Origin of the sequence: Paenactinomyces guangxiensis (assembly GCF_016055185.1) — a bacterium.
GTDB classification, from domain to species: domain Bacteria; phylum Bacillota; class Bacilli; order Thermoactinomycetales; family Thermoactinomycetaceae; genus Paenactinomyces; species Paenactinomyces guangxiensis.
The window spans coordinates 392,093-416,103 of the sequence record NZ_JAECVR010000001.1; the positions used below are offsets into that span (position 1 = coordinate 392,093).

The window sequence follows — 24,011 nt, forward strand, 5'->3', positions numbered from 1 at the left end:
CCAAAAAGATCCTTCCCCCGGAAGACATATCATGTTATTCTTTTAAGTGGGAGTTTCGTTCTCCCCAACTTGATTTGTTAACCTTCGAGACCCTCCATTGGCTGATCATCTTCCAAAACCTGATAGTTCCCCCTTTGCTTCCACAACCTCTTCACTTCTTTTATGGTCATTTCATCATAATAAAAAAGCAACACATCCATGTATTTTTCCAATAATTATAATATTCGACTAAATATAATAATTTCCTTCTGGAAAAGCAAATTTCCGCAAAAAACTTTATATTTTCTCCGTGTAATGTTCCCCTCCCTCACGATTCTAAACATGATGATATAATGATGGTGAGTTGACTAAATGACACTTTGACAGACAGGGGGACCCCTGAGTGAAAGAACTTTTATCCATGGACGCTACCACCCTCGCCACCAAAATACAAAATGGAGAGGTTACACCCATCGAAGCGACTGGTGCCTATATTAAACACATTCATCGGGTAAATCCCCGTCTGAATGCCCTGATTCAACCCCGCTTTCAACAGGCCAAACAAGAGGCCAAACAATTGTATCAACAATATCTTGCCGGAAATGGGAGCGGAAGATTGTTTGGTGTGCCGGTCAGTATTAAAGAATCCTTTTACGTGAAAGGAATGAAAACAACCGGAGGCCTTCCTTCACGGCGAAATCATGTAGACGAACAAGACGCTGAAGCGGTACGCCGTCTGAAAGCAGAAGGAGCCATCATCCTCGGCAAAACAAATACCCCGTCTTTATGCTTTTGTCAGGAAACCGATAATACAGTGTACGGGCGAACCAACAACCCCTGGAATTTGGAACGCACCGCAGGCGGCTCCAGCGGCGGGGAAGGGGTCTTAATCGCAGTCGGCGGGGCGGCCGTGGGGATCGGAGCCGATATTGGCGGATCGATTCGCTTTCCCGCTCACTTTAACGGTGTCATCGGTTTTAAGTCAGGCAAAAAACAAGTTTCCTCAGAGGGGTGTTTTCCACCGCTTCGGGAGCCCCTTCAGGAGAATATGCTGGGGATCGGTGCACTGGCGAAGTCAGTCAATGATGCTGAGCTTGTCCACAACATTATTGCTGATCGCCCGACACCCCCTGTAGATATAAAGCAATTTCAATTTCTTATCCCCCCGGCTCACCCGGCTTTGCCAATGCAGCCGGAAACTGCCGAAACCATTGATCAAATTCGGAGTCATCTGTCGGAAACATATATTGTACATAACGACCTCCCGCCCTTTTTGGAAGAGTCCGCTCTGATGTGGCAGCTGATCATGTCTGTCGATGGCGGAAAAGCGTTGATGAACCTTGCCGGGCGCCGCGGATTTGCCACGATTTTATACGAATTTCTTAAATCCCGGATCGGACTTAAGCCAAATCTGCATTTCTATCTTACCTGGGCCTTACTGGGGGCTAATCTGTTCAAACCCAGCCCGGCTCAATGGCAACAGATGCTGGCAGAACTTGAACAGGCTGAACAAGTGGTGGATCAATATTTACGCAACCGTGTACTTATCTTGCCTGTCTATCATTCAGCGGCGCCCAAACACGGAAAGTTATACAGTGAGATTTTTTCGATACGGCGAACTTTTTTAAAGTTTATGCCATACATCTCTTATGCAAACACGTTTGGTCTGCCTGTTTTGACCGTTCCCGTTGCCACGGACCAAGGGGGCCTACCCATCGGCATACAGCTGATCACCGCTCTCGGACAAGAATATGCACTGTTTCGGGTGGGAAAATATTTTGAACAACAGTTTCGCGGTTATGTCCGTTGCTCAGCCTATGATTAAAATCAACACTGTTTTCCGGTCAGGAGTTCTCTCCAGGCCGGAATTCGCTTAGGAGGATTATCTGTGAACCCTGTTAAAGTAGGACTGATCGGATTCGGTTTTTCCGGTTCAACCTTTCATGCTCCAATTATTCAAGCGATCAACAATTTTGAGATTCGCAAAGTAGTTTCATCCCAATCCGAAAAAGTAAAGCAGCAGCTGCCCAAAGCAGAAGTTGTTTCCGGGATCGGAGAGGTGTTAAACGACCCGGAGATTGAGCTGGTCGTGATCACCACTCCAAATGAGACACACTATCCGATTGCCAGAGCAGCCCTTGACGCCAAAAAACATGTGGTGGTGGAAAAACCGTTTGTCATTGATCTCGCTGAAGCGGACGACTTGATTCAATTAGCGGAAAAACAGAATTGCCTGTTGAGTGTTTACCACAACCGCCGCTGGGATAATGACTTCCTCACCGTTCAATCATGCATAAGGAGCGGTCTTTTAGGTGACGTCCATACCTACAAAGCCCACTTTGACCGTTACCGCCCGGAAGTGCGAAAGCGCTGGCGCGAACAGGATGTTCCCGGCTCCGGCATCCTGTATGACCTGGGGTCCCATCTGATCGACCAGGCCCTGCAATTATTTGGCCCGCCGGCCACCGTGTTCGCCGATTTGCTCGCGCAGCGCCCGAAAGCAGAAACAACCGACTATTTCCATCTGATCCTGGGATATGAAGGAAACCTGCGCGTGATATTACATGGCGGATGCATGGTGAAAGAACCCGGCCCCCGATTTGAAATTCACGGAACCAAAGGGACTTTCAACAAACATGGCTTTGACTCGCAGGAGCAAAGTTTAAAGCAGGGGAGAAAGCCCGGGGATCCCGGCTGGGGCGAAGATTGCCCAGATCAATATGGCACTGTCACCACCAGTTCCGGCGGGCTGGAATGGAAAGGAAACATCCGGACATTAAAAGGGTCCTATGAATCGTATTATCAAGGGATTGCCGCCTCGATTCGCACCGGTGCCCCTCTCCCGGTCACAGCCCGGGAAGCGCGGGAAACCATACGAATCATACAGGCCGCGATCGAAAGCCATATGCAAAAGCGCGTCATTTCCCTGTAAGCATAAATAGCACCCGGCACCTCGCGGATGCCGGGTGTATCATTTATCCTGAATGATTAAACCAGTGTTTGTAACGCTGATACAAATAAGAAACGAAAAGCAGAATCACACCCAGCCCGATAAAGGAAAAGATGCGGTAGAGCGTTCCCAGGAACGAAAGATCAAACAGGAATATTTTTATGACTGACAGGCCAAACAGGCCGATCGCCATCATGCGCAGCATCTGCATCTTGCGCCAGATCCCCACCGCCATCAACGCGACTGAATATAACAGCCAGACAATTGAAATCCACATTTGTTTTTGGTTATCCAACCGTTCCAGCAGCCTCATATCAGACTGATCCGCCAGATAACTGATTCGTTCAAAGATATCACTCACTTCTACGGTGACCAGTTCAAATAAAAGAATCACGATGACGGCTGTAAATACAAAGGGGAGAAAACGAACTGATGACCCGCCATTTTGTCTTTTCCACCATTCCAGATGAATAAAGAGGGCAACCGCCGCCGCCAGGAAGGTGACAAAGCGCAGGTTGGCCACAGGTACAAATTGTTCAATTCCCGGATAGACTAAACCCTGGAACAAAGTGGCTGCCACGCCTAATCCCAAAGCTCCCCAGGCAATATAGATCAGGGATCGGAACCTGTATTTAAATCCAAACCAGGCGATGAGAAGACTATAGGCAAACCAGCCTAAAAATACGGTTAAGTTTTTGCTGAAACGGATGTTTTCGGCTATGGAACCATTGGCACCCAATAACTGCTTTCCAAAATAGTCTCCCACTTCTGCACTGATCAACTCAAACAGCAAAATCGCCATGGAAACAACCAAAATAACCGGCAAAGCCCGGAGCTTCATGCCGTGTTCGTATCTCCGCCACCACCGCAGATGAACATAGATCCCTGCCGCGGCGGCGACGATCGTTGCAAAGCGCAGGTTATAGACAGGAATAAATTGCTCCACAGGACCATAGGAGCCTCCCCAAAACGCGGCTGAAGCGACCCCTAATCCCAAAAAGACCCATGACAGAATCACCATTGGACGAATACGGCCTTTGAATCCGATCCAGGCCACGAACAAGCTGTATACGACCCACATTAAATATAAAACCAAATAGCGGCTGTAGCGAACACTTTCTCTCAGGTCAGGACCTATTGTACGGACTAACTGGTCGAAGTACAGAGTGGTTTCCAACGTCAGACAGATAAATATCAATACCGCCCAGCCGACATGGAACGATTGAGCCTGGAAATCCGCCCACTTTTCCCCGGATTTTCCCAGCAACACAGCACTTAAGGCCAGAGCGAGGGCAAATCCGATATAGGTGAACACACCCTGGTTAAATACAGGCAGCCTCGAGGCTGTATCAGCGAAAAGGTCAGGAGACTCCAGCAACAACCTCAACGCCGTCAACAGATACAAAAGAACGGCAAACAGATTGACATAGCGGACACGATTTCTCACTCCCCACCAGACCAGCACGGCTCCTTCAAGTGTCCAGGCATAAACCAAATGGATCCCGTCCCACTGGTAGGCACAGGCGATAGTAAGCAGGAGCAGAAATGTTATCCCGTAACGCATCACTTCGCGCCCGGCAACAGAAGAGAGTTTTTGCAAACGATACAACACCGGCAGCGGAGCAAGATAAGCCAGGCCTGACAGCAGGAGCACTGCACCCATCCAATTCTCATGTTTGGGCATGAGCAGGCCATTCCAGTTGAGAAAGAAAAGAAAAGCATGGAATCCCGCCGCGATTGTCTGCATGATCGGCCATTGACCCTTCCGCAAGGATGAACGTACTTCATAAGCGAAAAAGAGACCCCAAAACATGACCAGAAACACAGAGCGAAGCAACAGTTCGGATGGCTGGTTGTTCCCCACGATCCATACAGAATAGATGAGATAGACTGCCATCAGCGTTAAATAATAAAGAATGCTCCAGTTTGCTTTTTTCACAACCACAAGCAACATTCCGAGTGTTAAAAAGGCCAGATAGCTGAACAAGCCAAGCGTACTGCCTTCATCGGAACTCAACAGAAACGGGGTTAAAAAACCCCCGATCCACCCGAGGATCGAAACAGCCAGCGCATTGTAGCGCATCGCCTGTTGAAAGGCCAGGATTGTTACACACGACATCAGGAGAAAAGCTGTCTCCAGGGAGATTAACTTATAAAAATTAAAGGAGGCGAACACGGATACATAGAAAACGGCAATGCCGGCCCCAATTAAACCTTGTCCAAAGACAGGCAGCTTCTTTTTGTGTGAACGGGCCCCTCCCCATAACAGAAGAATTCCGGCCACTCCGCCGGCAAGAACTCTGACCACCTCATTGATCCAGTTATGATCAAAAGCGTATTTGATAAAAAATGCCAGACCGATCACCAATGCCACAGCGCCGATGCGGTTTAACCATTTTCCGCCGATCAGCAATTCCCACTCAAAGCGGGAGCGGGAAGAAACGGTCTCTTGCAGGACAGATTCTTTTTCCTTCGGTATTGAAACAACAGGATCCCCTGGACTCTCTTCCGCGGAAACAGGCGTTTCCTCCGGAGATACAGGCTTTTCTGCCACAAATTCCATCCGCTCCGGAGACGTTGGGACCGGTTCCGCTTCAGGGTAAACCTGTATCTCCCGGAACTCGGCTTCTTCATCCGTTTTCGCAGGTTCTGTAGAATGAACAGGCTTGTCCTGTTCAACAGACTGCTTAAACTCATTTGATTGGCTTTCTGTCTCTGTCTGTTCCACAGGAGGATCCAGTTTTGCTTTCAGGTCACCGAGCTGTTGCTGAAGATGGTGCACAGCGATCCGGGTATCCAGCAATTGGCGTTGCAGTTTCCTGGTTTTAAAGTGGGAGAGCCCGGTGAAAACCGCCAAACCGGTAAACATAAACCCCAAACCGAAAAACATAAAAAAAAACGCTGCTTCCATTCACATCCCCCTTTTTTTGATGAATAATCAGTAATTTCACTTCATTTTATTTTATTTTTAAGCACAACGGAATAGCAATAAGGGGGAAATCTTTCAATAATTACAAAAAGAGTGTGTTTCCTGGCTGAACATTGATTCAAAATAATGAAGATCTGCTACAATGTAGGGTAGACAGGGTTCATTGACACCGGAGAAAGAGAGGATGAACGTTGGATACCATTACACACGGGCTGTTTGGGTTAACCCTATATGGAGCTGTGAAGAAAGAAGAGATGACCGTCCCCATGAAGCGCAGCCTTTTTGTGGCTGCAATTGTCGGCAGTGAAATTCCGGATATTGATGTGCTGGTGAATATAACTGAAACCGGAAGAATGATGGAACAGATGTGGCACCGCGGCCTCACCCACTCTATTTTTCTTGTTCCGCTGTGGGCCTTGCTCATCTACGGTTGCTGCGCCTGGTTCTTTAAAGTCCGGGACCGGCGAATTTTCTACCTCGCTCTGCTGGCTGTTTTTATACACGATACCATTGATCTTTTTAACGCCTGGGGGACAGGTTATTTTGAACCTTTCTCATCGGCTCGTATTACGCTGGGGACCATGCCGATCGTCGACCTTGTTTTCTGGGGAATTTTCCTGCTTGGATTCACTATTTCCCGGTTAAAAAAATCCTTCCCGAGGGCCGCAGTTTACCGCTGGATCGGAATCGCCATGCTGATTCACTTCAGCTTGCAAACCGTTCAGGGGCTCTGGGTGGAGATGGAGGCCAAAGACCGCTATGAACAAACGGAGTTAGCCGCCACTTTTGTACCCTGTCAATTTAAAGTCATTGGCAAAAAGGGAAATCAGGTTGAGATTGTGCATGATTCAATCTGGACGAAGCCGAAAAAGGCAGTCACACTTACATCCAGTGAGCATACCGACCTCACGCCTTTATTTAAACAAAACCCCCGTGCTGAAGTTCTTTTAGAGTGGTCACCCTTTGTGGTGATTGTGGACGATGAAAAACAGTTAGGAATCTTTGACCCCCGCTTTTATCAAAACGGAGAGTCGTTTCTCGCAGAATATATCCGAAAGAAATAGCAAAAAAGTCGGAGGATTCAAGTATGAATTCACACCATCTGCCACAAACCACCGGCCCTGGGGCATCATTTTCATCAGTTATATGTCTTTTTTACTGATCCTGTTTGTGCTTGCCTACCTGAAATTGGTTCCGGTTAAATTTGCAGACATTCCCTTTGTTTGATACACTGGGTCATTTTTTCTTGCTGGGAACTGCTTCCTTTCTGTCGCACCGGGCGTTAAGCCGCCGGATGATCACCCTGGGCAAAGTGAAGCTTCTCCTTGGCCCCCTGTGTATCAGCTTATTTATCATTTTCGAGGAATGTCTGCAATCCCTTTTCCCCTGCCGGACAACCAGCATGTCTGATATGATCTCAAATTTAAGCTGGATTTTTTTTCTGTTTTACTTCGTTGATGTTATTTATATATAGGTGCGACGCAACAAAAGAAAAGGAAGTGGTTGATTTGACCGAAACAATCGTCAGTATGGATTGGGTAGCCAAACATCTGAATGACCCCCGCCTGTGCCTCATTGACTGCCGCTTTGCCCTGGGAGATCCGGAAGCCGGGCGGAGAGCTTACCGGCAAGGCCACCTGCCCGGTGCTCTCTATCTTGACCTGGAAAAAGATCTGTCCGGCCCCGTACGGGAACACGGAGGGAGGCATCCCCTTCCTGATATAGAAATACTGGCCCGAAAGCTGGGAGAGATCGGAATCGACGAAAACAGCCATGTTGCAGCCTATGATGATCAGGGTGGAGCGATGGCCTCACGCCTTTGGTGGTTGCTTACCTATCTTGGACATGACTGTGTCAGTGTGATGAATGGTACATTCAGCCAGTGGCAAAAGGCCGGTTATCCTGTCACAACAGAAATCCCCGCCACCAACTCCCGGCACTTCCCCCCCCATCCCCGGCCGCACATGCTTGCCAGCATGGAGGAAGTCAAACAAAAACTGCATCAAGCGACAACCGTCCTCGTCGACTCAAGGGATGAAAAGAGGTATCTGGGAGAAGAAGAGCCGGTTGACCCCGTAGCCGGTCATATTCCGGGAGCACGCCACTTTTTTTGGAAACAAGTTCAGGATCAAAACGGCAACTGGAAGAATGCCGCTCAACTTCGGGATCACTTCAGTCCGCTCTCTACCGCCAACGAGATTATCGTCTACTGTGGTTCCGGAGTAACAGCCACACCAAATATTCTGGCCTTGAAAGAGGCAGGGTATAAAAACGTAAAGTTGTATGCCGGCAGTTGGAGCGACTGGATTTCTTACTCCGATAATCCCATTGCGCGCGGTAAGGAGACGGACCGGCAATAAATGATGCCTGATTCCTTCACGAGGAGTCAGGCAAAAATCCGGATCATTAATTCATTAATTTTTTTATGATTTTCAAGCCATTTTTGCTGTCGGGATAGCGGAAGGGAAAATCGGTACGGGTGGTTTGTTTGACTATGCTTTTCTGGTGGGAGAAGCACTCAAAGCTGTACCTCCCGTGATAACTTCCGATCCCGCTGCTGCCCACACCGCCAAAGGGAAGATACGGGGATGCCAGATGGATCAGTGTATCGTTGATGCACCCGCCTCCAAAGGGAAGAGAGTGAATGATTTTCTCCTGTTTTTCTTTATTTTCTGAGAAAAAATAAAGAGCAAGGGGTTTAGGCATCTCTCTGATCGTTTCAATCACACCGGACAGTTCGGGAAAAGTCAGCACGGGCAAAATGGGGCCAAAGATCTCCTCCTGCATCACCGGAGAGTCCCATTTCACTCCGTCCAGCACCGTTGGGGAAATCAATTGCTTTTCCCCGTCTGTTTCCCCGCCGGCCACGATCTCCCCATCGTCCAGGAACTCAATCAGACGCGAAAAATGTTTATCGCTTACAATCCTGGCGTAATCGGGATTTTGCAACGGGTCCTCCCCGTAAAACTTCCGGATCGTTTCCTTGATTTTTTCGAGCAACTCATTTTTTACATCTTCATGGACCAACAAATAATCCGGGGCGACACAGGTTTGTCCGGCATTGATAAACTTTCCCCAGACAATCCGCCTCGCAGCCAGATCCAGATTGGCATCCCGGTCGACAATGGCCGGACTTTTTCCACCCAGTTCCAGTGTGACAGGGGTTAACGTTTTTGCCGCTGTTTCCATAATGATTTTCCCAACTCTCACACTGCCTGTAAAAAAGATATAATCAAACCGCTCCTGAAGCAGTGCCGTACTTGTTTCCGGTCCCCCTTCAACCACGGCCACAAATTCCCTTTCAAAGATCCCCTCCAGCATCTGCAAAATCACTTTGGAAACATGGGGAGTAAACTCTGAGGGCTTAATGACGGCACAATTTCCGGCAGCCATTGCTCCAATTAAGGGGGCAATCGCCAGGTGGAACGGATAATTCCAGGGTGCGATAATCAGGGTGACACCATAAGGTTCCGGATAAATCATGCTTTGCGACCCGAGATGAGTGAGCGGTGTTTTTGCTTTTTTCGGTTTGGCCCAGGATTTTAAATGCTTCGTTGTATATTTAATCTCTTCCAGCAAAAAGCCGATCTCAGTGGTATATGATTCAAACTCCGATTTGTTCAGATCTTTTTTCAGAGCAGTCACAATATCCGGTTCATATCGCCGAATCGCATCACGCAACTTCTTTAACTGATGCAATCGAAAAGAAAGCTCTCTCGTTTTTCCGGTGTAAAAAAACTGTTTCTGTTCCTGTACAATCCCGTTCACTTTTTCCCTCCCTTTTTTCTGCTCATAAGTCTCTTATCAATCCGAGTTTCTCACAGACCATTCTTATCGTCAAACAAGAATGTCAGCTTCACATGTTCCTTTTGTTTTGCAGTTTGATTTTATAAATATTGGTTGACATATCCAATCGTGCTGATATATTCTTAAGTCAACATAATAATTGCATAATGCAAATATAGGATAAAACAACATCAGGGGTGAACAGATTGGAAAATACCCGTGAGCTATTTCAAATCATGACTCGCCGTTTCGGCTTCCTAAATAAAAATTGTTGCAGTGTCGGCGATCACGACATTTCGCTCGTACAAAGCCATATCCTTTACGAAATTGACCGGCAGCACCATCCATCGATGCAACAAATCGCTGATACGCTTGGGATTGATATCACTACCTTCAGCAGACAAATTCAGTCTCTGGTTAAAATGAATCTGGTGAAGAAAACACCCTCTTCGGAAGACAGAAGGGTTTCGATTCTCTCCCTTACACCCGGCGGAAAGGATGCAGCCGCTGCGATTGATAAAAAGATGAACGCTTATCTTAATGAAGTTTTCTCACATATGAGCGACTTTGAAAAAGAAATTGTGGTCCGCTCCATCCGGCTTCTAAATTCATGTATGGCAAAATCTGCAGGATGTTGCAATCCAATGGGGTAAAATGCCCCTATATTAAAAATATATATTCGCAAAATACAACTAATCCCAAACATAAAGAGAGGGGTTATCGCATCGCTTGTTTTCGCCTTTATCCACCTTTAATCGAAATTCTTTGCTCCGCTTTTCCTCCTCTTACAGGTGGGGAAAAGCTTTAACCTTTTGCGGAAAGATGGTGAAGAAGTGGATTCTCATTGGAAAATTCGCGAAGCAGTTGAACAGGATATCCCTCAAATTTTAAATATTTACAACCAAGGAATTGAGGATCGTATTGCCACACTGGAATCAAAGCCCAAAAATCTGGAGCAAATGATAGAATGGTATCAAGCCCGGCCCTGTCGATATACAATTGTCATTAGCCATCATGGAGAGATTTGTGGATGGGCCTCACTCAATCCTTATTCACATCGTTGTGCATATCGAGGTGTTGCAGATCTCTCCGTGTACATAGATCGCCAGTGGAGGGGGAAAGGACTAGGTTTCCTATTGCTTCAGGAGTTGGAACGAAAAGCAAAAGAGAACGGGTTTCATAAGATCGTTCTGTTCACCTTCCCGTTCAATCTTTCAGGGCAGGGACTGTACCGAAAAGCTGGATATCGTGAAGTAGGTGTTTTTCACAATCAGGGAATGTTAGACGGACAGTACTATTACTGAAATTTTGAATGCAGGCATCCATACACGACAAGCTACTTTTGATACCACTTTCTATACAGTGGAGAACCGGCACAAATGGATCGTTGAGCAAGAGGAACATTATCCTATACTGGTTGCCGTACTTGATGCGCAGGTCGTCGGTTGCGCATTTGTCGGTCCTTACCGGTCCCGGGACTGCTATCGGGGGATCGGTGAGTTTTCCATATATATTCGAGAAAATTATCAAGGGCAAAAAATCGGAAAAAAATTGCTTGAATCGCTGGTGAATGCATGTGCTGAGCAGGGTTACTGGAAGCTGGTTTCCAGGATCTTCGATTTTAACCATGCCAGCCGGGCGTTATGTCGATCCTGCGGTTTTCGTGAAGTCGGAGTTTATGAAAAGCACGGAAAGTTAGATGGAAAATGGGTAGATTGTATTATTGTAGAAAAGCTGATTGAAAAAAACCTTGACTAGAAAGGAGAACCACAACCTAAAGGATTTGGCTGTTCTCCTTTTTAACTTTTACTCTGGTCACCAGCCCAGGCATACCGCCTGAATATGCCACTTTATCCGCCTGCCGAATTACATGATCCTGCACACCTGGCCATGCTTATTTTCCTTCTCCGGCTAACCGCTTACCCCATTTTTTTCCTTTGGGAACTTGACGGAACATTTGTTCCCATATATAATGATGAAAGATTGACAACAATGATTCATAACAAACGATGCTAGAAAGCCATTGCATAAAAAGAAGAGTGCAAAATTACATAACGAAAGGAAGCTGAAAACTCATGAGTCATGTAAAGATCCATCCGTACTTGTATTTGCCGGGGAATAGCGAGAAAGCAATGAATTCCTATAAGGAGATTTTCGGTGGAGAGATCGTTTCTGTCCAACGCTATGGGGATAAGCCGGATATTCCATGTGCTGATGAGGATAAGGACAAATTATTGCATGGACATTTAAAAATAGGAGACCAAGCAATCTATTTCTCGGATATGGTTGGAAACCATACCGTTACATTTGGAAATCAAGTCAGCCTTACCTTAGAGTTTACGGAAGAGGAAATGATTGAAAAAGCGTATCACGCATTATCTGAAGGCGGAAAGGTCTTGATGCCCCTTCAAAATACATTTTGGGGAGCAAAATACGGGAAGGTTACCGATCAATTCGGGGTAAATTGGGACTTAAACTGTCAATTGTAGTTCCTTCCGTTCTGTCTGTGCCGGGATCAATCAGCCCTTTCTCATCATAAACTGCGTCATTTTTACTGGAATGGCATTCAACTTTGAAGCGGCTGCTGGTGTACGAACCAGGGCAAAGCGATTAGGTATTTCCGTGCCGCAACAACTGGCTATTCTCGGCTTCGATAACCAGCCGATTTCAGAAGCATTACAGCTGTCTACCATTGACCAGGGATTAAAAGAGATATGGAGAGAAGCATTCCGTTCTTTTTACCGGCAGACGTCTGGAGAATTGCCTCCGGGTGATAAGAAGATAATTTCCCATCGACTGATTGAACGTGCAACAACTTAATTTGATCCCATTTTTGCACCTTACATCAGATGTAGGGTGTTTTTGTGTTGGCAAAATTTCCTCTTGCACTGAAACGCGTTTCACTCTTTATAACTATATTAAAGACAAATGCAGAGGAGAGAGAACACATGAACAAACGATCGGAAAATGTTGGAATGGTTTTATCTCCTTCAGAAAAGATTGTTAGCTATGTTGGCGGATTATTTGAAATTGATACATTTTCCCTGTCCTATACCTATGGCTTCCTTGTAGCGACAAACCATAGATTATGGCTTGTCTCTTCTTATCCAGGGAAGGCGGTCCAAATCCCTTACCCGAGTGTGAAGTTTGGATTAGAAGGGGCTTTAATCAGTACGGTCTAAAGCATCGCCGTGATTGGCTGAACATGACGCCGGTACGGAGGAGCTGAAAAGTTATCCCCTCTGTATCCTGTCTCAGCTATTTTATGATAGTTCTTTTTGAAACTACTCTTTTTCTTTATCTTTCCCTTTTTTATCCATTTCGGCGAAAACAATCTTCTTTGTGTAAGCGTCAATCCCCACTTCTGCCTTGTGACCTTTTCCGGCCAGCTTTATGAGATAAAATATCAACCCCGTCTTTTCGTTCAAGTTCAACCTTTTCAATACGCACTTTTCCGGGCGCCTTTTCCAAAGCAATCCTGGCAGCCTCTTCGGCAGTGATCATCATTGATTCATGATCATATGTAGTTGGAGTCATTTCCTTTTGTTTTTGCTCCGGTCCGGAATCGTTTATACTTTCTTGTTCAATTGACTGATGATGGCGGGGTGCTGCCGTTATTTCCCGGTTGTCGCCAATCCATGAATCAATGATTTTTGCAATGCTTCCTGCCAAAAATATAGCAATCGATAAAAAAAGCATGAAAATAATCGCTTTCATAACCTTCGTTCTGTTCAAAGCCAATCCTCCTGAGCACAAAATGAATGACAGCAGTAGCTTCCCATAGAGGTGCATGATATTGTTAGCTTATCTGTAGCGATATGTAACATCAAGACTTACACCCGGGAGAATCAGAGGATGGATTAACTTATCCGGATTCAATTAAAATCATGGATATAAGGATAAAACTCATTTTGCCGGACTAAGGCAATGAACAATCAGGTTTTTTGCACCCGATTTCAGCATTGCATCCGTGAAAATTTCCTGGATAAAAGCTTATCTTCCACTGGTTAACTATTCTGTATTTCTATTTACAGTTCAATGATGTCAACTGGAGGGCAAAATGAAAAGGTTTAACCGTATACAACAACCGGCGGGAAAAGGAATGAAACAGAAAACGATCTGGATCCTGGCTGCGGTTTTGGCCTTCATCTATCTTAATAACAGCTCTCTCCTTGCGAAAAAACCAACTGGCGATCCGTTTCTCCTCGCTCACCGGGGACTTGGACAGACATTTAATGTTGCTGGTTTAACAAACAAAACCTGTACAGCCAAACAGATTTATCCGCCGGAACACCCTTATCTTGAGAATACGATTCCGTCCATGCGTGCAGCTTTTAAAGCAGGTGCCGACATTGTGGAGTTCGACGTTCACCTGACGAAGGACGGAAAGTTCGCTGTCTTCCATGACTGGACGCTCGACTGTCGTACAGAAGGAACCGGCGTGACACGGGATCATACGATGGCGGAATTGAAAAGACTTGATATCGGATATGGCTATACGGCCGACGGCGGCAAAACATTCCCATTCCGAGGGAAAGGAATCGGTCTTATGCCGTCACTGGAAGAAGTGTTGTCAGCTTTCCCGGATCGTTCGTTTCTCATCCATGTCAAAAGTAACGATCCACAGGAAGGGATACAGCTTGCCAAATACCTGTCTACGCTTCCACCCCGCCGCCTGAGTCAACTGGCGGTCTACGGAGGTGATGAGCCGGTGGCGGCTTTGCATGAACGCCTTCCCAACCTGCGGATTATGTCCAAAGCTTCGATGAAAAAGTGTTTGATTCCCTATCTTGCCGCCGGATGGACCGGAATCATTCCATCTGCCTGTGAAAAAACACAATTACATATACCTGAGAAAATTGCACCCTGGCTCTGGGGCTGGCCAAACCGTTTTCTTGATCGGATGAATGATGCAGACACACGCGTTGTCATTGTCGGAGGCGGAGGTGGTTTTTCAAGCGGGTTCGATTCTGCACAGGATCTTAAACGCCTGCCGGCCGGGTTTACTGGCGGGATTTGGACCAATCGTATTGATCGAATCGGCCCTTTGCTTCAGCAAGATACCATTCGCCAAGACCAGGACAGTCTAAGTGAACTACTCTCCACTAAAGCGGTAGAGCTTCTCGTTTCATCGAGTCTGAAGTGATCCTCTCCAACTTCCAGTGGTCCCTACAATACAATTTAAAATGTGTGTGGGTCTTTCCCACGTGACAGGAATCGTTTTACGTGTTGACTGTTCCTTCCTCATCACAACCTGATCCGATTCAGTTTTCAAGGTACAGCACATATGAGCGCATGAATGAATTCGACAAATATCTCCTTTTCCCTTTTTTAGGGAAAAAGAATGCTCTAAGCATCCCCGAAAGGGGGATACTGTGCAAAGCTCTCTTATCTACCTCATTGAAATGAGGAGTTTTCCCGCTCGCTCATCTAAAAAAGTGATTAACCGCTTTCCCTGTTTCACTGCTTCCGCCGGTGTTGGGGTCATAGAAAACAAACGGGGTTAACTGGTTGATCAACCGGTAACCCGCTGTCCCCCTGTGGTTATTTCATCGGTATGTATGTGACTCCGCCAACAATGGAGATGGCGATAATAAAAGCGATGAATACGATCGACCAGATAATCTTTTTTTCTTTTTTGATAAGATCCCGCTCATCCATTTCTCTTTTTTCCTGGGTCATCGTTATCTCTGCTACTAAAAACATAGACAAATATGTCCATATCTAGATTTTCCTGTTTCAACCAGCCCTGCCTCGCCACTTACTCGCTACTACAGTTTGATCTGACAGTTCACAGGCGTAAATTCCCGACTAGACATTGGTACACTTTTAAAAGCGCAGCCATCAATCGTTTAATGTAAAACTTGCTGGTCATGATGTTGAAAATCGGACGTTTCTACCTGAATCGTTGTGTGTTGGATCGAAAAATGTTTTTCAATCTGTTCAATTGCCATCTGCAAAATTTGTTGCGTGTTCGCTTCATCCTCTACAAGCAGATGGCAGGACAGGGAATCCAGGCCGGACGTAATTGTCCAGATATGCAAGTCATGTACGTTTTTGACTCCGGGGACTTTTTGCAGCACTTCTTCCACTTTGCTGCGATCTACCGTAACCGGTGTCCCTTCCATCAGGATGTGCAAGGAATGGGAAATCACTCCCCATGCGCTTTTGAAAATCAATAAAGCTACCATAACACTGATCACGGGGTCGGCAATATACCAGGAATACAAAAACATGAGCAGACCGGCAATCAGCGCCCCGATCGATCCGAGCGCATCCCCCAGCACATGAAGATAAGCGCTGCGCAAGTTTACATTTTCTTTTACATCCCCTTTTCTCATTAGCACCCAGGCACTCACTAAATTGGCAACAAGACCAATGGCGGCGATGATCATCATCGTCCCGCCGGCTACAGAGGGGGGATTCAAAAATCGCTCAACAGCCTCCCAAATAATAAAGCCGGCAATCATAAACAAGGTAACTCCATTAAATAATGCCGCTAAGATTTCAAACCGGTAGTATCCGTAAGTTTTGCGGGGAGAAGGGGGCCGAACGGCAAACCACATCGCGATCAGGCTGAGTGCCAGTGAACCCGCATCGCTTAGCATATGTCCGGAATCAGACAAAAGAGCCAAACTTTTGGTTATTAATCCTCCGGCGAACTCGAGCAACATAATACCGCTCGTAATCAGCAAAGCAATTGTTAAACTTTTCTTATTGTCGCTTCGTTGGCGGCTGTGGCCGTGTCCATGATCATGGTGATGATGGGGATGCATAAATAGCCTCCTTTAATCATGTGTCACATGATGGATGGTCTGGTGTAATAACCGAACCACATGCTTGTCATCACAAGTGTAATAGATCGTTCTTCCCTGACGGCGTGATCTGACCAGGCGTAATGAACGAAGCAAAGCTAATTGATGGGAAACGGCCGATTGAGAAAGATTTAATACTTCCGCGATGTGGCCGACGGAGCACTCTTCTTCTGACAATAAATAGAGAATGCGTATTCGTGTCGGATCAGCCAGTGCTTTAAAAATAAATACAACTTCCTCAACCACTTTTTCCGGCAAATGATGATGCTCAATCAATCGTAAACCCTCCTGATGATATTCTATTCCTATATATGAGCAATTACTCATAAATAATGTATTAAATATTTACTCTGGTCGTCAAGATAAAATCCGGACAATCAAAAGATCTTTGACTGCCCGGTACGGACTGTGGTCAATATGTTTCTACAAATAAGAGATGCCGGAGATCGTTGTGATTCTAATGTTTTTCAGATTTCAGACGAAACCCGCTCTTCATTACTGCATGTGGAGGGTTGCCCCAAATCGGTTGAAAACAATGAATCATTTCAAACTTATTTCTATTTTCTCCTCTCCTCCAGTTTTTTGAAATGGTCCAGCCCAAACTTTTGCTCCCACTCGTTGACAAGCTTTTTTCGGTAAGTACCACTTAAATGCCGGACGGCGCCGTTATAAATTAATTGTGCATAGTCGTTGCCGGGAGACAGCTCTTCTTTCTCCTTATGGACCACCGTGTAGGTCATCGTCCGGATCTCTGTTCCGTTGTATTCAACAGTAATGTCCATTCTCCGGTAGCGTCCGGTTCCAACACCCTCACGCTCATCAAGAGCAGGAAGTGCTTCCGGCTTTAAACGATATAATACCCCCTCAACATAGTCACCGGGGCTGGCAACAATATCAGCCACTCCGCCCTGTCGATATTCGCTGAATAAATTAAACGCCAGGCGGTAATTCTTTAAAGTTGCAGCTCCCGCAATCTCACAATTTCCTTCACCCACCGTTTTTAAAAAACTATCAATATCCATACAGGAACCGTACGCAAAATAGTGGATCAACTTTATTCACCCCTGTTTATTGTTGTATAATATCTAAATATAGTGTAAATTTATGAAAGAAAGGTCCTTCCGAATCATATAGTGAGAATTATACCACTCCATTTGAAAAATGAGGGTTTACAATGACATCGGATCAAAAGTTGTTGACATCAGAAGAAAAGTTGCTGGCTGTATTGTCTCACGGAGGTTTTTTTCTCTTCCCGATCATTGTTCCGCTTCTTATCTTTTTGTTGAAAAAGGATTCCGAGTTCGTGCGTAACCATGCCAGAGAAGCATTGATTTTCCATCTGACCATTGTCATTGCAGGCTATATATCGGCAATCCTGGCCATCATCTTAATCGGTCTCTTCACTGCGGTCGCTGTGGTAATCTTCGCTTTAGTTGTTACAATTATTGCGATTGTAAAAGCGGCCGAGGGAAAAATTTATCATTACCCGTTAACCAGCCAATGGGCCCAAAAATTATAAATTCCATCATTCCTCAGGCACTTATACGGACTAAAACCGGCATAAGTGCTTTTTTATTGCCCTTCAACCGGCAGGAACGAATCAAAGCTTGTAGAATATCATCATTATAAACAATATAAATCGAACGGATTTTCACTGGTTCAGTTTAAAAAAGAACATTTTCAGCTCAGAGCAAAATGAGGTGGAAAATTGGTTAATACTGAAGAAAAATTATACAGTCTATTCTGTCATGCCAGCGGCCTCTTTTTCCCTATTCTCGGCCCTCTCATCATATTGTTATTCAAAAAGGACTCTTTATTTGTACGAAATCATGCCCGTGAAGCTTTAATTTTTCAACTTGCGATCTACATTGTCACCTATCTCGCTCTTTGGACCACGTTCATACTGATTGGCTTTATCCTGGTGCCTTTGCTGGTGATCTTTTCTTTAGTCACGATCTTAATGGCTATCATACGAACCATAGAAGGAAAAAGTTATCATTATCCAATTACCGGCAAGTGGGCAAAAAAGCTTTAACAGAAAACCCTTATGACTTGCCGACACAATCCTGTGATCAGGAGTGATTCATGCCGGGGAAGCAGAATTCTGGGGTGCAACCTTTTGGCAACCGACCCAGCGGAAAAAACGGAACAAGGGAACAAGTGAGGCAACACTTCACTGAATTCGCTTCCCTGCCGAGTGACTGCACCCCTTGTGCAGTTTTTGGAGCGGCCATCCCTGCTTCCTTGCAGGACGCCAGCGGGAGCGAGACAGAATTCTGCCTTCCCCCCTTGGGTACACGCACCTTCACAAATAAGGAGCCCAGCGCTCTTCAGTGAGATGGGCGGGTTCCTTTTTGCTGTCAGGAGGCCGGTTCCGGATTTAAAATGGGTACCTGCTTAATGGCCCACCAGGCTAACATCTGGGTAAATCCAACGCCCAGCACAAACCAGCGGATGTGCATCACATCGGACGAATAACTGATCCACCAAATAAAAATAAGAATACCGGCAAGCCGCCCCAGATTGAGTGCCAATTCCCTGACCACTACATATTCGACACGCATCTGAACTGTCTTTTCATTTTCTCCGATAAAATCAAACACGGTTGATGTGAGCGGGGCCATGTATAAAGGGTAAAACAGAGCCGCACCCACACCCAAAATAAACATGGTCCAATAATTGACATAAAAGATGAAAGGCAAAATGACAAGTCCCATCATCAATGTACCAATAAAGATAAACAGATTGCGCAGCCCTGGCTTCATAAAGCGCCCCACAATATAAAAAGAGATCAGAGAAACGAGTGAAGAAGCAGTAAAAAAAGCCCCTAAGGTTAACTCATCTCTGGTGATGACATAAACGAGCAGACCGATTAAAAATACAAAAACTCCCTCTCTCAACCCGTGTGCCATCATAGCCAGACAAACCCAATACCAGTGATTTTTACGCCGCTTTGTCATAGATATAACAGGAAACAGGCGATAACTGCCATGGGCACTGCGGGACTTGAACATAAAGCTTACCACAACCGCCGCTAAAAAGATCGCGAGTGAAATACCGAAAATAATACTGTAACCGGTAAAATTGTCAACCCTTGTGATAATCAAACCGGAGATCAAAGGAGCACTGATCCCTGCTACAGATCCAAATAATCCATTCACCCCGTTATAGATGTCACGGTTTTCCCTTGCAGTGATCTCAAAGTACAGCACATTATAGGCAAGCCAGAAAAAGCCCCCTCCAAGCCCCAATAAAACTCCCAATAGGATCACATAATGGATGGACTTTGTTCCAATCAATAAAACTGTTAAATAAAAAGCGGCCAGCAAAGCAACGCCCAGCCGGATCGCCACAACACGGTCAACCCGCTTCGCCATCCATCCGGCAATCACAAAGGTAACAGCGCTTGTCAAATAATGTGTGAAATTAAACCAGCTGATGATCACCAGATCATTTTTGATTTTCCACAGATAGACGTTCACAAAGGTATTGGACAATGCCGTAGCGACTGCAAATAAACCGCTCTCCAATATTAACAGCCAGGCCTCCCGGTCCAGGCGGTTGATATTTCCTAAGATATGCATAAGAACTCACCATGCATAGCTTAACCAACTGCATCAATATTAGCAGGCATACATACTAGTTTTAAAAAACAAAAGATTGCATGTTATCCTTCTCAGGTTTTCAATATACGGGCCAAACTTTGTCCCATCTGTACCTTTGTACCCGGCTTAACATCGATGGTCCAGTCAATCTGATCCGGTTCAAACAGCAAAATAACTGTTGAGCCAAACTCAAAGCGGCCCAATTCATCCCCTTTTTCCAGTGAAACCGATTTCTCGTATCTTTTATGTTCTTGCGGTTTTTCTCTATGGGGATTGGTTTTCACTTCTTCATCAAACACTAATTTGATACTTCCAACATTGGTCGCTCCTATTTTGATAAGGGCTACCACACCAAAATCAGTGCTGATGTAGGAAATCACCCGTTCATTTTCAGCAAACAATCCCGGAATCAAGTGAACACCTGTTTCATTGACCGGATAAAGTTCACCCGGGATATAAGTTACTTCCCGGATTGTACCGGAGACAGGCATATGAATGCGATGGTAGTCTCTGGGGCTCAAATAAATGGTAATGTATTGTCCTCCGGTAAATCTATGTATTTGATCCTGTTTTCCTAACAGATGTTCCAGAGAATATGTAACTCCTTTTGCCTGAATAAGAGTTCCCTCAAGGATCTTGCCACTCTGTGAAATGGTCCCGTCGACAGGACTTACCACAATGCGGGGATCAGGATCAATCGGCCTGGCATCGGGATTCAGCTCACGAATAAAAAACTCCATCAGGTTTTCAAAATCGTGTACAGGACGCTTTACCGGCGTCAGATCAATATTGAAACGCTTAATATACCACGGAATCAAGCGGCGGCTGGCCGGATGTTTGGCAAAATTACCTGCCCAACGGGAGATTTTCTTTTTCGGCAGCCACCTCCAGAATAATCGGGACAAAGTTATCTTCATACGTGCCTCCTATCGGCTTAAAAGTAAAGGAAAAAAAAACCGGATAAATATTTCTTCTTCCCCGGGGCAATATAGTTACCGGGGAGGTGATACAATGCCTATCAACAAACAGCCTAACAAAACCAGCACTCAACATGTTCGCCAGCAAAATCAGGCGGCTGCGCAAAGCCCTGGCGGATATCAAAGCCGTAACGCCCAAAACGCTCAAACTGAGTTTGCTTCTGAAACGGCTGCCCAAGCATTCCGCGGTGCAGCTAACGCTGCCCAAAATGCAACCAATGCTGCACGCAACGCTGCAAATGCTGCGCAAACTGAGTTTGCTTCTGAAACGAACGCTCAGGCAATCCGCCAAAAAAACGCACAATCTCAGGCTAAGAAAAATCAAAACCAATTTTAAGTATCACTTCTTACCACCCCACCCGCTGAATAAGCGGGTGGGATTATTTTTTCCCGGCTACTCCTGCAGACAGAACCATGCGCAATGCTTCATCGACCGACATATCCAATTTTTCTACCCGTTCCCGCTCAAACCAGTGCAAATCTCCGGCAAACTGCATGCTTTGCGGGAAATATACTCCGACGTACTCTTTGCCGTCCTGTGTGGTAAATACCGGTTCTTTCACCGTTAAAAAACCGATTCTCTTTGAATCTGCAACGGTGACAAACACAACAGTATCAAATGATTTTTTCTCTCCGATAAAAGAGTGAATGGTATCCTTCAAGGTTCCGTACAATCCCTTGACTAACGGAATACGTTCAATGACCGCCTCTAATGTTTCCAACAGCTTTCTGGTAATCCACAGCCTGGCACAAAAACCGACCAGTAATACCAGGAGCAGCACCGCAATGATGCCCATTCCGGGAAAATACCACTCCAGTTTCAATTTGGCCAGCCAAAATTTACCCCATCCATTGATCAACTGGTAGATGTAATTCAAAAGGTAAAGGGTACCGGCAATCGGGAGAATCACGAGCAGCCCGTTAAAAAAATAAATACTCAGCCGCTTCATGATGCGCAGTCTTTTCAAAACCTCCCACCTCATCTTTTCATGAATTGTTCGTAGTAAGAGGAAATTAAGTATTCCGCGATCGGGCCGGCTGCAACTGCTCCATAACCACCTTCGGGTACAACAACTGCCACTGCAATTTGCGGATCGTCAGCGGGAGCAAAAGCGATAAAAACGGAATTTTCTACCCTTCCTCTCCCGGGGATATCCTGTTCAGACGTTCCGGTTTTCGCAGCTACCTGAAACGGAAGGTGCTGAAAAAGGTGTGCCGCCGTACCACCGGGTTGTGTTACATCAATCATCCCCTGGTGAACAGTTTGAAAGAATCTCTTTTTAATGGGAGAACGATTGAGAACCTCTGCTTTGATCTCTTTTTCTTCACCAGTATTGGGATTGATAATCTTTTCAACGAGCTGGGGACGTAGTCGAACCCCGTTATTGGCAAGTGTTGCTGTGTATTGGGCAAGTTGGAGAGTAGTATAACGCTGTGCCTGCCCAAAAGAAGCCAGAGCCATCGCCCCTAAACCGGAATAACGTTTGGCAATAGTCAAATAATCTTCGGAACCGTCCTGCTCTCCGGGAAGTTTAATCCCTGTGGGAATGCCGAGCCCGAAGGAATGAGTGATCTCTTGTAACTCGTTGATACTTTTTAACTTTTCTTTCCGGTACCACTTTGTTCCAACCCATGCCATAAAGGTGTTTGATGATTTTTGAATCGCCTTTTGCGGGGTTAACAGGCCATAGTTATGCCCGCCTGAGTTTCGGATGGGAGGCGTTGCATCGGCATAATAAAAAGCAGCAGGGTCTGACCATTTCGTGTTTGGGGTAATGATTCCTTTATGAAACCCCGCCAAAACAGTAAGCGGCTTAAACGTGGAGCCCAGTGGCACCACAGACATGGGATGCTTCAGATACTCACGGTCAGGGTCCGGCGCAGACCTTGCATCATAAGGGGATTCACGAATGGTTCCATTACGGATGACATAACTTAAATTGCGGTAATCCCTGGTTGTCACTTTGCCATTCCAGATTCCGGGGTCATAATCAGGATAACTTACCATCGCCCGAATTTTTCCTGTTTTCACTTCCATCGCCACAGCATAGGCATTTTTAGCGTATGGGGCATAATCCGATCCGCCCGGCGTCCGCAACGAGCGCAAGTGCCTGTCAATAAATGCTTCTGTACCCGATTGCATTTTCTCATCCAATGTTGTGATGATATCGTTTCCGGGTTTGGGACGAACCTCTTTGAGAACCTCAACTAACTTCCCCGAAGCATTGACGCGAACCAGGCGATATCCGTTCTTTCCCCGCAATTCGTCCTGGTAACTGTATTCAAGGCCATCCACCCCGACTTGTTCCCAGTCCAGATATCCATGTTCTGCTGTGTTGGAAGAGGCTTGTTTGTATTTTTTCAGCGATGCTTTGGCTCCGGCAAAAGGCCGAACATAACCGATAGTTTGAACTGCAAACGTGTCCTTGCGATACTTCCTGAGGGGTTCCGTAAAAATATTGACTCCCGGGAATTGAGAAGGATTCTCTGAAAGACTGACCACTTCTTTTTCCGAAAGTCCTTCTTTAATCCGTTTCGGAAAATAAGGGGGCTGTTTACGCGGGACATCTTTTCCTTTTTCATTCAGACCGATGTCCATCGCTTTCAAAACTTCAGCAAGCGGCATTTGAAGGGTTTTTGCCAGCGCTTTGGCTGTTGCCATCTTTTCCTTTTTGCTCCTGTCCGGCTCTAAATACATAGCCGTATAGAGTGACTGATTTTCAACAAGAGGCTTGCCTTGCCGGTCAAAAATCTTTCCTCGGGGTGCAACGATCGGGATTTGTTTAAAGTTGTTCTCCGCCGCCAATCGGCTGTACTTCTCGCCAGTTCCTAACTGAATCCAGCTCAGCCTGAGGATCAGAACGACAAAGAGCAGAAAAACGATGAGCCAAAGCATTTGCAGTCGTCCAAAGATCAGCGGGTGCGCTTCTGATCTTTGTTTTAAACGGTTCATCTCGTGATTCAGCCCTT

Annotated in this window: 24 protein-coding genes and 1 pseudogene; 14 read left to right on the top strand and 11 right to left on the bottom strand. The window is 45.9% G+C overall.

Annotated elements, in window-relative coordinates:
* Positions 1-382: 382 nt before the first annotated feature.
* Together I8U27_RS01930 and I8U27_RS01935 are read left to right on the top strand one after the other, a co-directional pair.
* A complete protein-coding gene (locus I8U27_RS01930) occupies positions 383-1,804 on the top strand; it encodes an amidase (protein ID WP_309506072.1) in 1,422 nt (473 codons plus the stop codon).
* Positions 1,805-1,867: 63 nt separating this feature from the next.
* A complete protein-coding gene (locus I8U27_RS01935) occupies positions 1,868-2,911 on the top strand; it encodes an oxidoreductase (RefSeq protein ID WP_181750183.1) in 1,044 nt (347 codons plus the stop codon).
* A gap of 43 nt (positions 2,912-2,954) precedes the next feature.
* Here I8U27_RS01935 and I8U27_RS01940 read toward each other — a convergent pair whose 3' ends face one another.
* Positions 2,955-5,840, bottom strand: a complete 2,886-nt coding sequence (locus tag I8U27_RS01940; RefSeq protein ID WP_181750182.1) for a DUF2339 domain-containing protein — start codon at positions 5,838-5,840, stop codon at positions 2,955-2,957.
* Positions 5,841-6,049: 209 nt separating this feature from the next.
* On the opposite strand from I8U27_RS01940, the gene I8U27_RS01945 reads away from it, so the two are divergent.
* A complete protein-coding gene (locus tag I8U27_RS01945) occupies positions 6,050-6,922 on the top strand; it encodes a metal-dependent hydrolase (protein WP_181750181.1) in 873 nt (290 codons plus the stop codon).
* 465 nt (positions 6,923-7,387) lie between these two features.
* Positions 7,388-8,218, top strand: coding sequence for a sulfurtransferase (locus I8U27_RS01950; RefSeq protein WP_232345208.1), 831 nt, complete (start codon positions 7,388-7,390; stop codon positions 8,216-8,218).
* Positions 8,219-8,264: 46 nt separating this feature from the next.
* Here the strand turns inward: I8U27_RS01950 and I8U27_RS01955 are convergent.
* Positions 8,265-9,632, bottom strand: a pseudogene (locus tag I8U27_RS01955) (aldehyde dehydrogenase); the annotation flags it as partial.
* A gap of 218 nt (positions 9,633-9,850) precedes the next feature.
* Between I8U27_RS01955 and I8U27_RS01960 the strand changes: the two are divergent.
* From I8U27_RS01960 to I8U27_RS01985, 6 genes are all read left to right on the top strand, one after another.
* Complete coding sequence (locus tag I8U27_RS01960) at positions 9,851-10,297, top strand: MarR family winged helix-turn-helix transcriptional regulator (RefSeq protein ID WP_181750178.1); 447 nt, start codon at positions 9,851-9,853, stop codon at positions 10,295-10,297.
* 180 nt (positions 10,298-10,477) lie between these two features.
* Positions 10,478-10,948: an arsinothricin resistance N-acetyltransferase ArsN1 family A gene (locus I8U27_RS01965; protein ID WP_181750177.1), complete on the top strand. Its 471-nt coding sequence runs from the start codon at positions 10,478-10,480 to the stop codon at positions 10,946-10,948.
* A gap of 4 nt (positions 10,949-10,952) precedes the next feature.
* Entirely contained in the window at positions 10,953-11,402 is a 450-nt protein-coding gene (locus I8U27_RS01970; protein ID WP_198065820.1) for an arsinothricin resistance N-acetyltransferase ArsN1 family A, read from the top strand.
* Between the two features lie 317 nt (positions 11,403-11,719).
* Complete coding sequence (locus tag I8U27_RS01975; protein ID WP_181750176.1) at positions 11,720-12,133, top strand: VOC family protein; 414 nt, start codon at positions 11,720-11,722, stop codon at positions 12,131-12,133.
* Positions 12,134-12,203: 70 nt separating this feature from the next.
* Positions 12,204-12,464 (top strand): substrate-binding domain-containing protein, encoded by a 261-nt coding sequence (locus I8U27_RS01980; RefSeq protein ID WP_181750175.1) that lies wholly within the window; start codon positions 12,204-12,206, stop codon positions 12,462-12,464.
* A gap of 128 nt (positions 12,465-12,592) precedes the next feature.
* Positions 12,593-12,826, top strand: coding sequence for a hypothetical protein (locus I8U27_RS01985; protein ID WP_181750174.1), 234 nt, complete (start codon positions 12,593-12,595; stop codon positions 12,824-12,826).
* Between the two features lie 169 nt (positions 12,827-12,995).
* Here the strand turns inward: I8U27_RS01985 and I8U27_RS01990 are convergent, their stop codons facing one another.
* Entirely contained in the window at positions 12,996-13,379 is a 384-nt protein-coding gene (locus I8U27_RS01990; protein WP_181750173.1) for a PepSY domain-containing protein, read from the bottom strand.
* A 325-nt stretch (positions 13,380-13,704) separates the two neighbouring features.
* Here I8U27_RS01990 and I8U27_RS01995 point away from each other — a divergent pair, with 325 nt between their 5' ends.
* Positions 13,705-14,790: a glycerophosphodiester phosphodiesterase family protein gene (locus I8U27_RS01995; protein WP_232345174.1), complete on the top strand. Its 1,086-nt coding sequence runs from the start codon at positions 13,705-13,707 to the stop codon at positions 14,788-14,790.
* Between the two features lie 398 nt (positions 14,791-15,188).
* Here I8U27_RS01995 and I8U27_RS02000 read toward each other — a convergent pair whose 3' ends face one another.
* The 4 genes from I8U27_RS02000 to I8U27_RS02015 all read right to left on the bottom strand — a co-directional run bounded on the left by I8U27_RS02000 (position 15,189) and on the right by I8U27_RS02015 (position 17,511).
* A complete protein-coding gene (locus tag I8U27_RS02000; RefSeq protein WP_181750172.1) occupies positions 15,189-15,326 on the bottom strand; it encodes a hypothetical protein in 138 nt (45 codons plus the stop codon).
* Positions 15,327-15,496: 170 nt separating this feature from the next.
* A complete protein-coding gene (locus I8U27_RS02005) occupies positions 15,497-16,420 on the bottom strand; it encodes a cation diffusion facilitator family transporter (protein ID WP_181750171.1) in 924 nt (307 codons plus the stop codon).
* Positions 16,421-16,432: 12 nt separating this feature from the next.
* Positions 16,433-16,735 (bottom strand): ArsR/SmtB family transcription factor, encoded by a 303-nt coding sequence (locus I8U27_RS02010; RefSeq protein ID WP_232345175.1) that lies wholly within the window; start codon positions 16,733-16,735, stop codon positions 16,433-16,435.
* Positions 16,736-17,016: 281 nt separating this feature from the next.
* The gene (locus I8U27_RS02015; protein ID WP_181750169.1) at positions 17,017-17,511 is read right to left on the bottom strand and encodes a gamma-glutamylcyclotransferase family protein; all 495 of its coding nucleotides are present in this window, start codon (positions 17,509-17,511) and stop codon (positions 17,017-17,019) included.
* A 122-nt stretch (positions 17,512-17,633) separates the two neighbouring features.
* Between I8U27_RS02015 and I8U27_RS02020 the strand changes: the two genes are divergently transcribed.
* Both I8U27_RS02020 and I8U27_RS02025 read left to right on the top strand, forming a co-directional pair.
* Positions 17,634-17,978, top strand: coding sequence for a DUF4870 domain-containing protein (locus tag I8U27_RS02020; RefSeq protein WP_181750168.1), 345 nt, complete (start codon positions 17,634-17,636; stop codon positions 17,976-17,978).
* A 189-nt stretch (positions 17,979-18,167) separates the two neighbouring features.
* On the top strand, positions 18,168-18,494 hold the full coding sequence (locus I8U27_RS02025) for a DUF4870 domain-containing protein (RefSeq protein ID WP_181750167.1): 327 nt from the start codon (positions 18,168-18,170) through the stop codon (positions 18,492-18,494).
* Between the two features lie 325 nt (positions 18,495-18,819).
* Here I8U27_RS02025 and I8U27_RS02030 read toward each other — a convergent pair whose 3' ends face one another.
* Both I8U27_RS02030 and asd read right to left on the bottom strand, forming a co-directional pair.
* Positions 18,820-20,043 carry an MFS transporter gene (locus I8U27_RS02030; protein ID WP_181750166.1) on the bottom strand — a complete coding sequence of 408 codons (1,224 nt, stop codon included), beginning with the start codon at positions 20,041-20,043 and terminating at the stop codon, positions 18,820-18,822.
* Between the two features lie 92 nt (positions 20,044-20,135).
* Complete coding sequence (gene asd, locus I8U27_RS02035) at positions 20,136-20,981, bottom strand: archaetidylserine decarboxylase (RefSeq protein ID WP_181750165.1); 846 nt, start codon at positions 20,979-20,981, stop codon at positions 20,136-20,138.
* A 94-nt stretch (positions 20,982-21,075) separates the two neighbouring features.
* Here asd and I8U27_RS02040 point away from each other — a divergent pair, with 94 nt between their 5' ends.
* Complete coding sequence (locus tag I8U27_RS02040; protein ID WP_181750164.1) at positions 21,076-21,378, top strand: gamma-type small acid-soluble spore protein; 303 nt, start codon at positions 21,076-21,078, stop codon at positions 21,376-21,378.
* A gap of 43 nt (positions 21,379-21,421) precedes the next feature.
* Here the strand turns inward: I8U27_RS02040 and I8U27_RS02045 are convergent, their stop codons facing one another.
* Entirely contained in the window at positions 21,422-22,009 is a 588-nt protein-coding gene (locus I8U27_RS02045; protein WP_181750163.1) for a DUF502 domain-containing protein, read from the bottom strand.
* 11 nt (positions 22,010-22,020) lie between these two features.
* Entirely contained in the window at positions 22,021-23,994 is a 1,974-nt protein-coding gene (locus I8U27_RS02050) for a peptidoglycan D,D-transpeptidase FtsI family protein (protein ID WP_181750162.1), read from the bottom strand.
* Positions 23,995-24,011 lie beyond the last annotated feature (17 nt).

Bases quoted from the DNA above. Each gene is read 5' to 3' on its own strand.
- I8U27_RS01940 (WP_181750182.1), bottom strand. From the start codon at position 5,840: ATGGAAGCAGCGTTTTTTTTTATGTTTTTCGGTTTGGGGTTTATGTTT.
- I8U27_RS01950 (WP_232345208.1), top strand. From the start codon at position 7,388: ATGGATTGGGTAGCCAAACATCTGAATGACCCCCGCCTGTGCCTCATT.
- I8U27_RS01975 (WP_181750176.1), top strand. From the start codon at position 11,720: ATGAGTCATGTAAAGATCCATCCGTACTTGTATTTGCCGGGGAATAGC.
- I8U27_RS01980 (WP_181750175.1), top strand. From the start codon at position 12,204: ATGGCATTCAACTTTGAAGCGGCTGCTGGTGTACGAACCAGGGCAAAG.
- I8U27_RS01985 (WP_181750174.1), top strand. From the start codon at position 12,593: ATGAACAAACGATCGGAAAATGTTGGAATGGTTTTATCTCCTTCAGAA.
- I8U27_RS01995 (WP_232345174.1), top strand. From the start codon at position 13,705: ATGAAAAGGTTTAACCGTATACAACAACCGGCGGGAAAAGGAATGAAA.
- I8U27_RS02000 (WP_181750172.1), bottom strand. From the start codon at position 15,326: ATGACCCAGGAAAAAAGAGAAATGGATGAGCGGGATCTTATCAAAAAA.
- I8U27_RS02005 (WP_181750171.1), bottom strand. From the start codon at position 16,420: ATGCATCCCCATCATCACCATGATCATGGACACGGCCACAGCCGCCAA.
- I8U27_RS02020 (WP_181750168.1), top strand. From the start codon at position 17,634: ATGACATCGGATCAAAAGTTGTTGACATCAGAAGAAAAGTTGCTGGCT.
- I8U27_RS02030 (WP_181750166.1), bottom strand. From the start codon at position 20,043: ATGCATATCTTAGGAAATATCAACCGCCTGGACCGGGAGGCCTGGCTG.
- asd (WP_181750165.1), bottom strand. From the start codon at position 20,981: ATGAAGATAACTTTGTCCCGATTATTCTGGAGGTGGCTGCCGAAAAAG.
- I8U27_RS02040 (WP_181750164.1), top strand. From the start codon at position 21,076: ATGCCTATCAACAAACAGCCTAACAAAACCAGCACTCAACATGTTCGC.
- I8U27_RS02050 (WP_181750162.1), bottom strand. From the start codon at position 23,994: ATGAACCGTTTAAAACAAAGATCAGAAGCGCACCCGCTGATCTTTGGA.